Origin of the sequence: Pseudacidovorax intermedius, from assembly GCF_003350475.1 — a bacterium.
Classification (GTDB): Bacteria; Pseudomonadota; Gammaproteobacteria; order Burkholderiales; family Burkholderiaceae_C; genus Xenophilus; species Xenophilus intermedius.
This window is the reverse complement of sequence record NZ_QQAV01000022.1, coordinates 1-13,927: the sequence shown is the minus strand read 5'-3', so window position 1 is coordinate 13,927 and position 13,927 is coordinate 1. Positions and strand designations below refer to the sequence as shown.

The following is a 13,927-nucleotide window of genomic DNA, read 5'->3' as shown; positions in this document are numbered from 1 at the left end:
CTCAGCGCCGGCGTGTCGTCCAGCGGCGTCACCGTGATGTCCAGCGTGCTCGACGAGCCCGTGTTCGTCGTGTACGTCACCGTCGGCACCTGGCCGTTCCAGTTGTCCGCCGGCGTGAACACATAGTCGCCGTTGGCCGCGATGCTGATCGTGCCCACGTTGGCGATGGTGGCCGTGCCGCCGGCCAACACCGCCGCCTGCCCTGCCACCTGGAACGAGGCCACGCTCAGCACGTTGTCCACGTCGCGGTCGTTGGTCAGCACATTGCCCAGCGCCGGGCTGTCTTCCGTCGTCGTCTTCACGTCCGGTGCCAGCACACTGGCGTCGTCCACCGGCGTGATGCCCACGAACACCGTCGAGGTGGCCGTGCCGCCGTTGCCATCGCTCACCACCACCGTGAACTGATCGCTGCCGTTGTAGTCCTTGGCAGGCGTGTACGTGTAGCTGCCGTCGGCATTGACCACCACCGTGCCGTGCGTCGGATCGCTGCCCTTGGTGAAGGTCAGTGGGTCACCGTCCACGTCGCTCGCGGCCACCTTGCCGGACACGGGCGTGTCTTCCGGCGTGGTGATGCGGTAGTCGCCCGTCGTCGGGTCGAAGGTCTGGCCGTTCGGCGGGCTGGGCGGGTCGACGATCACCGGCGGATCGTTCACCGGCGTGATGCCCACGAACACCGTCGAGGTGGCCGTGCCGCCGTTGCCGTCGCTCACCACCACGGTGAACTGGTCGCTGCCGTTGTAGTCCTTGGCAGGCGTGTACGTGTACGTGCCGTCGGTGTTGACCACCACCGTGCCGTGCGTCGGATCAGAGCCCTTGGTGAAGGTCAGCGGATCGCCGTCCACATCGTTCGCGGCCACCTTGCCGGACACGGGCGTGTCTTCCGGCGTGGTGATGCGGTAGTCGCCTGTCGTCGGGTCGAAGGTCTGGCCGTTCGGCGGGCTGGGCGGGTCGACGATCACCGGCGGATCGTTCACCGGCGTGATGCCCACGAACACCGTCGAGGTGGCCGTGCCGCCGTTGCCGTCGCTCACCACCACGGTGAACTGGTCGCTGCCGTTGTAGTCCTTGGCAGGCGTGTAGGTGTAGCTGCCGTCGGCATTGACCACCACCGTGCCGTGCGTCGGATCAGAGCCCTTGGTGAAGGTCAGCGGATCACCGTCGACGTCCGTCGCTGCCACCTTGCCCGACACCGGTGTGTCCTCGGACGTAGTGATGCGGTAGTTGCCGGTCGCAGGGTCGAAGTTCTGGCCAGCGGGCGGGTTCGGCGGATCGACCACCACCGGCGGATCGTTCACCGGCGTGATACCCACGAACACCGTGGACGTAGCCGTGCCGCCGTTGCCATCACTCACCACCACGGTGAACTGGTCGCTGCCGTTGTAGTCCTTGCTCGGCGTGTACGTGTAGCTGCCGTCGGCATTGACCACCACCGTGCCGTGCGTCGGGTCGCTGCCCTTGGTGAAGGTCAGCGGGTCGCCGTCCACGTCGGTGGCCGCGACCTTGCCGGACACGGGCGTGTCCTCGGGCGTCGTGATGCGGTAGTTGCCGGTGGCCGGGTCGAAGTTCTGGCCGGCAGGCGGGTTCTCCGGGTTGGCGGGCACGGGCGCGTCGTTGACCGGCGTGACCGTCACGTTGACAGTGGCGGTGGTGGTGCCGCCCTGGCCGTCGCTCACGGTCACGGTGAAGCTGTCCGGGCCGTTGTAGTCCTTGGCCGGGGTGTAGACGTACGTGCCGTCTGCATTGACCACGACCACGCCGTGTTGCGGATTGCCGGCGGCGGCGTAAGTCAGCAGGTTGCCGTCGATGTCGGTCGCGTTGACCCGGCCCGCGATCGGCGTGTCTTCGGGCGTGGTCACGCTGGCGTTCTCGGCCGTCGGCGGATTGTTGGCGGCATCGGCCAGCAGCAGGCTCGGGCTCGGCGGCAGCGCCGCAGTGGGCAGTGCAGAGGCATTGGCCTGAGCCAGGCTCAGCGAGGGCGTGGTTTCGACGATGCGGTCCAGCACCACGAAGGAATGGCCTTCGCTGGCTTCGCCACCCGTCAGGCCGGCGGCGGTCGGATCCAGATCCTGGAACGGGTCTTCGCCCCGGTTGAGCGCCTGGATCACCTGGTCCACCGCGGCGGTGCCCTTGTTGACCGCCCCTTCGGAGCGCTCCGGCGTGGGCGCGACGCCCAGCATCTCGGCATTGGTCGACACCTCGCGCGGCCCGGCCACCACGAGCTCACCGCCCGGGGTGCGCATTTCGACGAGGGCACCGTCTTCGATGACGAGCTGCTGCCCTTCGCGGACGAGATCGCCCACCTGCAGGGCGCGCAGCTGGCCCGAGGGCAGCCGGATGAAGGCCTTGCCGATCAGGGCGGTGATGGTCCCGGTGGCGGCGGCAGCGGTCGTTGTGGTGGCCATGGCGTGGATATAGGTGAAAAAACGTTACGAAAAATGTTAAGTAACGTTTCCTCATCGCACATTGGCCTTGAGGACAATGCCGGCACGCCTGGATGCGGAACTAGTTCACGGTTTTGCGTGTGATCGCTGGAAACCGGCCGCATCCGGCGCGAATCCGGCGGCGACGCCCTCCCCGCGCCCTCCACAGCCGGTGAATCGTGCCGGCCCTTCCCCAGGGCATTTCGGCCTGCCTAGCCGTTCGAGCCCCGAGCGCGGCGGCGCACCCGAATGCCGCCCCGCGCTGCTCGTGGGCGCGGGCGGGGCCGGCTCTCGCAGGGGGAGCAGGCGCTACCGGATCCCGTGCACGCGCAGCGCCAGCTGCAGCCGGTCGGCCACGCCCAGCTTGTCGAAGGCCGTCGACAGGTGGGCCTTGACCGTGCGTGCCGTGATGCCCAGGCGCTCGGCGATGGCGTCGTTGGCCTCGCCCAGCGAGGCGAGTTCAGCCACCTCGCGTTCGCGCATCGTCAGGTCCTGGGCCCAGGCGGCAGCAGGCACCGCCCTGGCTGCCGGGGCCGGCGGCCGCTCATCCAGCAGCCGAAGCAGGCGGGTGAGCAGATCGCGCCCCACCCACAACTCGCCCGAGGCCACCACCTGCAGCGCCTGCCGAACGGTGGGCAGCGGCGCATAGAGATGGCAGAAGCCGCCGGCACCGGCCTGGAGCACTGCGGCACCCTGGCGATCATCGGGTGCGCCCAAGCCCACCAGAACATCGATGCCGGACAGCCGGCCTGGCCAGCCCGCGTCCTGCCAGCCGGGCAGCCCCGGCATCTGCCCGTCCATCAGCACCAGACGCCGACCCTGGGTCCGCCAGTCCGCCAAAGCCGAGAGATCCGCGCCCCGCACCACCGGCCACTCGCTGCCCAGCGGCGCCCAGCGCTCGGCGAGCATGTCGTCATGGGTCAGGATCAGCAGGGGTTCAGGCGTCATCGACAGGCAGGATCATGGAAGGCGGAGAAACGCAGGCCGGGATCAGCGCTCCGTGAGCGCGCGCTCCTTCGCCCGCAGCACCGGCTTGAGCAGGTACGACAGCACCGTCTTCTTGCCGGTCAGGATGTCCACCTCGGCCACCATGCCGGGCAGGATGGGCAGTTGCTGCTCGCCGATCTCGCTCTTGGTGGTGCGCACCCGCACCAGGTAGAAGGCGTTGCCCTTCTCGTCGGTGACGGTGTCGGCGCCGATGGTCTCCAGCTTGCCTTCCAGCGAGCCGTAGGTGGCGAAGTCGTAGGCGGTGAACTTGACGATGGCCGGCTGCCCGGGCACCAGGAAGGCGATGTCGCGCGGCGCGACCTTGGTCTCCAGCAGCAGCGTGTCGTCGCTGGGCACCACTTCGAGGATCTGCTTGCCCGGCTGCACCACGCCGCCGACGGTGTTGGCCATGAGCTGCTTGACGATGCCGCGCACCGGCGAGCGGATCTCGGCCTGCTTGACGCGGTCGGCCAGGCCGACGCTGCCGGCCTGCAGGGCGCCCAGCTTGGTGGTCACCTCCGACAGCTCGCTGCGGGCCTGGTTGCGCAGGGTCAGGTCCACTTCCTCGATCTTGCGCTGGGCCTCGCCGATGGCGGCCTGGATGCGCGGGATCTGGGCCGAGGCCATGTCGCGCTCGCCGCGGAAGCGGGCCACGTCGCGCTCCAGGCGCAGCAGTTCGACTTCGGACACGGCGCCGGTGCGGATCAGCGGACGCGTCACCTCCAGCTCCTTGGCCGTGAGCTGGTAGCTCTGCGAGGCCTGGGCCTGCTTGGAGGCCACCTCCGCCAGTTCCTGCCGGCGCTGGGCCAGCTGCTGGCGGGCCACGCCGACCGAGGCGTCGAGTTCGGCGCGGCGGGACTCGTAGGCCACACGTTCCTGCTCCACCACGTCGGGGATGGCCTTGCGCACCTCTTCCGGCACGTTGAAGGGCTTGCCCGAGGCCAGCGCCTCCAGCCGCGCAGCGCGCGCCTGCAGCGTGTAGACCTGGGCCTTGTTCTCGGCCAGCGAGGAGTTGAAGCGCGTCGGGTCGATGCGCAGCAGCACCTGGCCGACGTCCACCTTCTGGCCTTCGCGCACCAGGATCTCGGAGACGATGCCGCCGTCGAGGCTCTGGATCTGCTGCACCTGGCGCGAAGGGATCACCTTGCCCTCGCCGCGCGTCACCTCGTTCAACTTGGCAAAGGCGGCCCACACCAGCAGCACCACGAAGGCGGCGAGCGTGATCCACACGGCCAGCCGGGCGCCGCGGGCGCGCTGTTCGGAGATGGCCCATTCGGCATCGGCGCCGAAGTCCTTCTCGTCGTGCAGCTCGGCGCGCTCGGCGCCGTCCATCCAGCGGTCGAAGAGGCGGCCCACGCGGGCCGCGAAGCGCGACCAGCGGCGGGACAGGCGGGCGAAGAAGGTGTTCTTCTGGGGAACGGTCTTGATCTGCAGCATGTGCCTGCCCTCCCCCTCAGCCCGCACGGCCCACGCGGCCCTGCTGCAGCGCCTGGATGACCTGTGCCTTGGGGCCGTCGGCCACCACCTGGCCGTTGTCCATCACGATCAGCCGGTCCACCAAGTCCAGCAGCGAGGTGCGATGGGTGATGAGCAGCAGCGTCTTGTTGCGCGCAAAGTGCGCCAGGCGGCTCTTGAGCCGCTCCTCGCTCTGGTGGTCCATGCTGGACGAGGGCTCGTCCAGCAGCAGCATGGGTGGATCGGCCAGAACGGCGCGGGCGATGGCCACCGCCTGGCGCTGGCCGCCCGACAGCGATTCGCCGCGCTCGCCCACCAGCATGTCGTAGCCCTGCGGATGGGCGTCGGCGAACTCGGCCACGCCCGACAGGTCGGCGGCCGCCAGCACCGCGCTGTCGTCGGCGAAGGGCGCACCCAGGGTGATGTTGTGGCGCAGCGAGCCGTAGAACAGGCTGATGTCCTGCGGCACGAAGCCGATGGCGCGGCGCAGTTCGGCCGGGTCGAGCTGGCGCGAGTCGATGCCGTCGATCAGCACCTGGCCGCGCGAAGGCCGCCACAGGCCCAGCACCATCTTCTCGAGCGTGGTCTTGCCCGAGCCGATGCGGCCGATGATGCCCACCTTCTCGCCCGGCGCGATGCGCAGGCTCACGCCACGCAGCACGCCCTGCTCACGGCCGGGATAGGCGAAGTGCACGTCCTTGAATTCGATGGCGCCCTGGAACTGCGGGCGATGCACGAAAGGCGCGTCCTCGGGGCGCTCCACCGGCATGGTCATGGTCTGCTCCACCGAGGTGAGCGAGGTGCGCGCCTGGTGGTACTGCGTCAGCAGCGCCGCCACCTGCCCCAGCGGCGCCAGCGCGCGACCCGACAGCATCGAGGCCGCGATGATGCCGCCCATGGTGATGTGCGCATCCTCCAGCTGGTAGACGCCGACGATGACCACGCAGATGGTGGTCAGCTGCATCACGAACTGGGTGAAGTTGACGTTGGCCGAGGACAGCAGCTTGAGCCGCGAGCCCACCTGCGCGAGGAAGCGCGTGGAGCGCTCCCACTGCCGCTGCACCGTGCCTTCGGCGCCGAGGGTCTTGACCGTCTCCAGGCTCACCAGGCTCTCGACCAGCACCGCATTGCGCTGGGCCGAGGCGCGGTAGGTGGTCTCGGTCAGGTCGTGCATCTTGTGCTGCACCAGCAGCGAAGCGACGACCACCAGCAGGATGCCCACCACCGGCGGCACCACCACCCAGGGCGAGATCCACACCATCGCCCCCAGGAACAGGAAGATGAAGGGCAGGTCCACCAGCGTGGTGAGCGTGGCCGAGGCGATGAAGTCGCGCACCGACTCGAAGCTGCGCAGGTTGGATGCGAAGGAACCCGCCGAGGCCGGCCGCGCGTCCATGCGCAGGCCCATCACCCGCTCCATGATCTGCGACGACAGCTGCACGTCGATGCGCTTGCTGGCCGTGTCGACGATGTAGGCCCGCACGGTGCGCAGCACGAAGTCGAAAACCAGCACCAGCAGCACGCCGATGGCCAGCACCCACAGCGTGTCGGTGGCGCGGTTGGGCACCACGCGGTCGTACACGTTCATCGAATAGAGCGGCACCGCAAGCGCGAACAGGTTGACGGCCAGGGCCGCCAGCAGCGCATCGCGGTACAGGCGCCAGTTCTGCAGCACCACGCCCCAGAACCAGTGGCGCCCGCGCAGCGCGCTCACCTGCGGCGCACGGGCCTCGAAGCGGAAACGCGGGCGCAGCAGCACGGCCACGCCGAGGTATTCGGCGGCCAGCGCCTCGGCGTCGATCACCTCGGACGATTCGCCGAACTCGGGCCGGCGGATGCGCAGGCGGCCGTCCTCTAGCCGCTCCTGCAGCACGCAGGCATGGCCATTGGCCAGCAACAGGATGGCCGGCAGATGCGACGTGCCCAGGCCTTCCAGGGACCGGCGCACCAGCCGCGCGGCCAGATGTGCCCGGCCGGCGGCGCGCAGCAGCAGCGAGGGGGTCAGGCGGCTGTCCACCAGCGGCAGCCCGGCGGTGAGCGCCTCGGCGCTCCAGGGCTGGCCATGCATCTGCGTGATGGCGATCAGGCAGTCGAGCAGCGGGTCTTCGTGCAGCAGCCGTTCGTCCGGAACGTGGGAAGGCGCAGCCGTGCGTGCGGAGGGCACGCTGGTGTCGGGCGTGGAAGACATTCGTCGGAAAAATGGGTCAGATGACGTCGTCGCCAGGCACCAGGTCCAGGCGGCCACGCAGGTGCTGGCGCAGGTCCTTGCGGGCGAGCAGCTTGCGCTGGGCCTCCAGCGGCAGGTCGGTCAGGCGCAGCAGGTTCTTGTCGATCAGTGCGTCGATGACGTCCTCCAGCACCCGGATGAAATCGCTGTCCAGGTTGCCGAAGGCCGCCGTCGCCCCAGGTGCCGCTTCGCCCACGAAGGCCCGTACTTCGGCGGCCTGGGCATCCAGCCATTCGCTGGCCTGCGGCTGCGCCGTGGCGAACATCGCCACGATCTCTCCCTGGAAGTTGCGTTGGACGAAAGGCATGAGATGTAACGGAAAGGGCTAAGCCTTTCGACTGAAATCGAGGTTCATGTTAGCTGAATTAACTATAGTAAAAAGATGTGAAATTCCTGACTTAAACCCCTATCAGGTACTTTTTGCTGGGGAAGTCACACGCGGCGCCGCCTTTCCGGCGACCGCCGAACGCGGGATTCCACCGGACTGGTTATGTTTTATTCACTTTTCGGGATGTGCAAGGCAGGGCGGCTGTCCGAGCGGACGAGTCAAATCAACCTCCGGTGCGAGTGCCGCGACGCTAAGCCGGCAGAGGGTGCCGGTGTGCGTGCGGAGGTGCCATTCGCGGCGCCGTGCAGTGCGCAAGGCGCGTCGGTGGAGAGCGGGCACCCGTCTGGTGAGGCAAGCCGGTCAGCGCGAGCGTGCACCGGGAGCGCGCATGCCGGCGTCCTCTGCCGGGTTACTCACCCTATCGCCAATGCACCGGCGCCCTACCGCCAGTGCACCGGCGCCCCACCCCCAGTGCACCGGCGCCCTATCCCCACTGCGTGGAGGCCCCACCGCCAGTGCGCCGAGATGCGTCGCCAGTGCACCAGGCCCTCGCCGCCCATCGACCCAAGGACCCCACCGCCGGTCGACGCAGGAGCTACGGCGGACTTCTCCCCCAGCTCAGCCACGCACCCTCAATGGAAATCGCGGCTTCGGTTCTCGCGCGCCAGCCGCCCCAGCAGCGGCGTGAGGTCGCGCAGGCCCTCGGCGACCAGGTGGCAGACCTTGCCGCCCGTGTCCTGGTCGCGCTGCCAGGTGCCGCGCACGGCCAGCAACTGCGACTTGAGCAGCGGCTCGCGCCATTGCTCGGCCACGCGGGCCCAGACCACCACGTTGACCGCGCCCGTCTCGTCCTCCAGCGTGACGAAGACGGTGCCCTTGGCCGTGCCCGGCCGCTGGCGCACGGTGACGATGCCGCAGGCGCGCACCGGCATGCCGCTGGGCATGGCGCGCAACTCCTCGGCGCTCGACAGGCGCCAGCCCGCCAGCCGGGGCCGCAATAGCGCCAGAGGATGGCGCCGCAGGCTGAAACCCAGGCTGGCGTAGTCGCCGACGATCTCCTCGCCCTCCTCTGCCGCCGGCAAGGCGAGCGGCGCCTCGTGGATCGGCGCATCGCGCAGCAGGGCCGCGGCGCGGTGCGAGGCCGTGGCCTCCCACACCTGCTGGCGGCGGTGGCCGGCCAGGGCCTGCAGGGCGTCGGCGCCGGCCAGCAGCGCCATCTCGGCCGGGCCCAGGCCGGCGCGGCGGGCCAGGTCGCCCGTGCCGGTGAAGGGCGAGCGCGCCCGGGCCTCGACCAGGCGCGTCATCGCCGCCGGGCTCAGACCCTTGATGTGGCGCAGGCCCAGTCGCACGGCCGGCTGGCCCGGCAGCGCCTGGGCCGCGGATTCAGCCCAGGCCGGCGCGGGGGGCGGACCGGCTTCGTCGGTGGGCTCCAGGGTGCAGAAGGCGCCGCTGCAGGTCACGTCCACCGGCCGCACCTGCACGCCATGGCGCACCGCGTCCTGGATCAGCTGCGAGGGCGTGTAGAAGCCCATGGGCTGCGCATTGAGGATGGCCGCCAGGAAGCAGGCCGGCTCGTAGCACTTGAGCCAGCTGCTGACGGTGACCAGCTTGGCGAAGCTGGCGGCATGGCTTTCCGGAAAGCCGTATTCGCCGAAGCCTTGGATCTGGCTGAAGATGGCTTCGGCGAAGCCGCGGTCATAGCCGCGCTTGGCCATGCCTTCGACCAGCGGCCTGTAGAAGCGCTCCATGTGCCCCGTGCGCCGCCAGGCGGCCATGGCGCGGCGCAGGCGGTCGGCCTCGCCGGGGCTGAAGCCGGCAGCAATCATGGCGATCTGCATCACCTGCTCCTGGAAGATGGGCACGCCCAGCGTGCGCTGGAGCGCCGGCTCCAGCTGCGGGTAGCGCAATTCGATCTTCTCGCCCCGCTCCACCTTCGCGCGGTTCTTCAGGTAGGGATGCACCATGCCGCCCTGGATCGGCCCGGGCCGCACGATGGCCACCTCGATCACCAGGTCGTAGTAGTTGCGCGGGCGCAGGCGCGGCAGCATGGACATCTGCGCCCGGCTCTCGATCTGGAACACGCCCACGGTGTCGGCACGGCCGATCATGTCGTAGACCCGCGCATCGTCGGTGGGCAGCTGGTGCATCTGGTGCGCCGTGCCGCGCCAGCCGTTGACCATGTCCAGCGCGCGGCGGATGCAGCTGAGCATGCCCAGGGCCAGCACGTCGACCTTGAACATGCCGATCTCGTCGAGGTCGTCCTTGTCCCACTGGATGATGGAGCGCGCCTCCATGCTGGCCTTCTCGACCGGCACCAGCCGGGTGAGCGGCCCCTGCGTGAGCACGAAGCCGCCGACGTGCTGGCTGAGATGCCGCGGAAAGCCGCGCAGCTCGTTGGCCAGGCCGATCCACAGCCGCAGGCGGAACGGGTCCTCGCGCACGCCAGCCCGGGACATGGCGGCCTCCAGCCGCTCGTCGAGCATGGGGTCGTCGAACCAGTAGTGGTCCTTGGCGAAGGCATCGACCAAGCCTTCGTCGATGCCCAGCGCCTTGCCGGCGTCGCGCAGCGAACTGCGCGAGCGGTAGCTGATGACCACGGCGGCGATGGCGGCGCGCTCGCGGCCGTAGGTCTCGTAGATGTACTGGATGACCTCCTCGCGCCGGTCGTGCTCGAAGTCGACGTCGATGTCGGGCGGCTCGGCCCGCTCGCGGCTGATGAAACGCTCGAACAGCAGGTTGCCGTCGTCGGGATTCACGGCGGTGATGCCCAGGCAGTAGCAGACGGCCGAGTTGGCGGAAGAGCCGCGGCCCTGGCAGAGGATGCCCTCACGCCGCGCGAAGGCGACGATGTCCTCGACGGTGAGGAAGAACATCTCGTACTTCAGTTCGAGGATGAGGTCGAGCTCCTTCTCGATCTGCGCGCTGACCTTGGCAGGCACGCCCTCGGGATAGCGCGTCTGCGCGCCCTCCCAGGTCTTGCGGATCAGCGTCTGCGCAGGGGTCTCGCCCGAGCCGATGACCTCCTGCGGGTAGACGTACTGTTCCTTGAGCTCCTTGAGCTGGAAGCTGCAGCGGTCCGCGATCACGAGCGTGCGCGCCAGCAACTCGGCCGGGTACAGCCGCGCCAGCCGCGTGCGCGCCCGCAGGTGGCGCTCGGCATTGGGCTGCAGCGCAAAGCCGCAGTCGGCCACGGGCCGGCCCTCGCGCACGGCCGTGAGCACGTCCTGCAGCGGCTTGCGCGAACGCAGGTGCATGTGCACGTCGCCCGCGGCCACCAGCGGCAGGCCCGCAGCCTCGCCGGCGCGGCGCAGCACCTGCAGCCACAGGGCGTCGTCGGCCTCGTGGAACAGCTCCACCGCCAGCCACAGCGGCCCGGGCTCGCCGTCCGGGCGCGGCGGGAACAGCGCCGACACCGTGGCCAGGTCGGCCTGCAGCGCCGCCTCGTCGATGGGCTCGCCGCTGCGGCGCTGCGGCACGCAGAGGATTTCGCAATGCACCAGCGCCGCGGCATCGGCCAGTTCGGCGCGGTAGTCGCCCTTGTCGATGTCCTCGCGCATGCGGGCGGCGCTGATGTACTGGCACAGGTGGCCCCAGCCTTCGAGGTCATGGGCCAGCGCGACGAGGCGAAAACGGCCGAAGTCGAATTCGCTGCCGAAGATCAGCTTCGGCTCGGGATGCGGCGGCAGCGGCAGGCTGTCCTCCTCGCGCTCCTCGCGCCACATGCGCAGGCCGCTGACGGCACGCACCACGCCGGCCACCGAGCATTCGTCGGTGATGGCGATCGCCGCGTAGCCCAGTTGCCAGGCGCGCACCGCCAGTTCCCACGGATGGGAGGCGCCGCGCTGGAAGCTGAAGTTGCTCAAGGCATGCAGCTCGGCATAGGCCGGCAGCGCCTGCCCCGCGGCGGGCGGCACGCCCGGCCCCTGGGCACGCGCAGCCAGCCGTTGCTGGCGCCGGGCCTCCTCGTCCTTGAGCGAGAGTTCAGGCATAGATGCCCTGCAGGTACCAGCGCACGGGCGCCTCGGTGCCGGCGAGCGTCGCCCGCTCGCGGTAGATCCAGAACAGCGCGCCGGCCGCGTCCTGGGCGATGTAGTAGTCGCGGGCGGCGGGCCGGCCGGATTCCCACCAGGCCGTCTCCAGCCGCTGCGGACCGGCCAGGCGCCGCAGCGGGGCGCCGCCATGGCAGGGCTCGCCGTTCTGCACGGGCAGCAGGCGCGGCTCGCGCAGCAGCCAGGCGGGCAGCAGGCCGGTGCCGATGTCGGGCAGGACGGAACCCGGCTCGCCCAAGACCTGTTCGCCAGCAGGCCTGGCGCCGCCCAGGTTCGAGGCCGGATGCCGGGCGTTGGTGTGCTGCCCCGGGCGGCCTGTGCCTGGTCTGGTCTTGTCCGGAACGGCGGCCTTCGGACCCGCCGCCGGCCGCCAACGCTGGCGGCCTTCGGGCCGATGGTCCTGCACGGGCTGCGCCGCCAGCACCTGCGGCGCGCCCAGCCGGGCGCTGAGCTTTTCGAGCAGCTGGTGCAGGGGCTCGCCCTCGCGCCCCTCCTCCGCCCAGGCGCCGGCATGAGCGCCGGGCAGCGAAGGCGGCAACAGGCTGCGGGTGCGGCCCTGCCAGTCGGCCGTCTCCAGCGAGCGCAGCCGCAGCCAGCCGGTGGGCGCGATCAACTGGGTGAGCGCCAGCCGCTCCGCCAGCAGCCGCCGCAGGTGGGCCATGTCCTGCGTGGGCTCGGCCGTGCGCACCTGCAGTTGCTGCGAGCGGGGCAGCTCGGCGCCATCGAGCCGCTTGAGGTCGAGCGTCCAGGACAGCTCGATGGCCAGCGCGCCGCGTTGGCGTGCCTGCAACCACAGCCGCAGCGCGCCCAGCAGGCGCTGGGCCGCCCACAGCAGTTCGGTCGCGGACTGCGCCAGCATGGGAAGTTCGAGCCGCTGCTCGAAGCTGTCGGGCACCTGCAGCCAGGGCAGACCGTCGGGGCGCAGGCCCCAGGCCAGGTCCAGCGCCTCGCGCAGCGCAGCGCCGAAACGCCGCACCAGCGGTCCGCGCGGCAGGGCCGCGACGTCGCCCCAGGTGCGGCAGCCCAGGCGGGCGAGCACCTGCAGGTGGGGGGCGGCGGCACCCAGGGTTTCGAGCGGCAGGTCGTCGGGCAGCCGGGTCGGCTGGGGCTGCCGGGCGATGTACAGCCGCATCCGGGCCAGCGCCTCCAGGCTGGTGGCACCGGTGACCTGCCGCACCTTCAGGCCCGGCGGCACGCTGGCGCCGATCTGCCGCATCAGGGCGCGCCGGCCGCCCCACAGCCGCTCGCAGGCCGACACCTCCAGCATCAGTGCCTCGTCCAGCCAGGCGACATGGGGCGTGAACTGCAGGGCCCACCAGCCGAGCGATTCGGGCGTGGGACAGGCCACGTCCGGCTGCGGCGGGGCGGCGTCCGGCGCCGCCTCGCCTGAGGCGGCGGGCTCAGGCAGCCACTGAAGCGCGAGCCAGTGCATGGGCAGGGTCCTGGCGCAGGGCGCGGCGCAGATCCAGGCGCACCACGGTGGCCCCGCCCTCGCCCATGGGCAGGGTGCGGGTCGACGCGGGCGCGACGGGTCGGCCCGGCCGCGTGGCATCGAGCAGGCCACCAAGGCGCGTCCCGCGGCCCGGCATCGGCAGGGGGTGGGCCAGCGGCGGCCCACGGCGCTTGAGCAGGTGCACGTCGAGCTGCCCGTCGGGCCGGGGCTGCAGCCGCAGGCGCAGGCGTGCGGGCGAGGCCGACGGCGCGACCGCATCGGGCCGGCAGACGAAGAGCAGCGCGCCATGCCGGGCAGCGGCCAGCTGCAGCCGGCGCAGCTCGCCCAGCCGCGCCTGTGGCAGCCAGGCCAGCACGGCGGCCACCTCGGCGCAGCGCAGCGCCTGCTCACAGGCCCACAGCCGGGCGGGGGCGGCGTCGGCCCGCACCCACAGCAGGGCCTCCAGAGGCAGGCCACCGGCCGCCAGCGCGGGGCCGAAAGGCTCGTGCGGCGGACCGATCAGCGCCACCGGCTGGCCGCGCTCGGCCACGGCCCGCGCCAGTGACGGCAACAGCACAGGCCACAGAGGCGCCTCGGCATCGGGCTGCAGCAGCTCGGTCATCGCCCCGAGCGGCCAGCCGCCGCCGGGCAACTCGGCATCCAGGCCCGGATGCCCGCTCGGGCAGGTCGCTGCGCCGGCCTCACCCAGCTCGTCGCCGCGCCACACCCCTTCGGGGGCGTCGGAGAGGTCGACGAGGACGGTGGAGCTGCGCATGGCGAAAGGAGGAGCGGCCAACAAATACTGTATGGATATCCATACTTTAACGCTTTGTCAGGATTGGTGGAAACGGCCGTGGCGCACCAGACAGACCCTGTCAGGTGAACAACCTATGAGACATGACAGCCAGACCGCCTATGCACTAACCAGTCCGCTCTTATATGGGCGCCTCCCGGATTGCAAGAACTCGTGTGTGTGACGAATCAGGAGGCAGGGCTGCAGTCTTATATTCGGCCTGTTTTGCAGGCTGA

The 13,927-nt window shown here is 70.5% G+C and carries 8 protein-coding genes; all 8 read right to left on the bottom strand.

Going from position 1 to position 13,927, the window contains the following annotated elements; all coding sequences use genetic code 11:
* A partial coding sequence (locus DFR41_RS27210; protein ID WP_114805028.1) for a retention module-containing protein occupies positions 1-2,402 on the bottom strand: 2,402 nt, incomplete at its 3' end.
* A gap of 327 nt (positions 2,403-2,729) precedes the next feature.
* The gene (locus tag DFR41_RS27205; RefSeq protein ID WP_017757225.1) at positions 2,730-3,368 is read right to left on the bottom strand and encodes a helix-turn-helix transcriptional regulator; all 639 of its coding nucleotides are present in this window, start codon (positions 3,366-3,368) and stop codon (positions 2,730-2,732) included.
* A gap of 42 nt (positions 3,369-3,410) precedes the next feature.
* Complete coding sequence (locus DFR41_RS27200) at positions 3,411-4,844, bottom strand: HlyD family type I secretion periplasmic adaptor subunit (protein ID WP_017757226.1); 1,434 nt, start codon at positions 4,842-4,844, stop codon at positions 3,411-3,413.
* 16 nt (positions 4,845-4,860) lie between these two features.
* The gene (locus DFR41_RS27195) at positions 4,861-7,050 is read right to left on the bottom strand and encodes a type I secretion system permease/ATPase (protein WP_114805027.1); all 2,190 of its coding nucleotides are present in this window, start codon (positions 7,048-7,050) and stop codon (positions 4,861-4,863) included.
* Positions 7,051-7,066: 16 nt separating this feature from the next.
* Entirely contained in the window at positions 7,067-7,396 is a 330-nt protein-coding gene (locus DFR41_RS27190) for a hypothetical protein (RefSeq protein WP_114805026.1), read from the bottom strand.
* A 653-nt stretch (positions 7,397-8,049) separates the two neighbouring features.
* Entirely contained in the window at positions 8,050-11,406 is a 3,357-nt protein-coding gene (locus DFR41_RS27185; RefSeq protein ID WP_114805025.1) for an error-prone DNA polymerase, read from the bottom strand.
* Positions 11,399-12,898, bottom strand: a complete 1,500-nt coding sequence (locus DFR41_RS27180) for a Y-family DNA polymerase (RefSeq protein WP_244917895.1) — start codon at positions 12,896-12,898, stop codon at positions 11,399-11,401. Before DFR41_RS27180 ends, DFR41_RS27185 begins: the two co-directional genes overlap by 8 nt.
* A complete protein-coding gene (imuA, locus tag DFR41_RS27175) occupies positions 12,867-13,673 on the bottom strand; it encodes a translesion DNA synthesis-associated protein ImuA (protein WP_114805024.1) in 807 nt (268 codons plus the stop codon). Before imuA ends, DFR41_RS27180 begins: the two co-directional genes overlap by 32 nt.
* Positions 13,674-13,927: the final 254 nt, after the last annotated feature.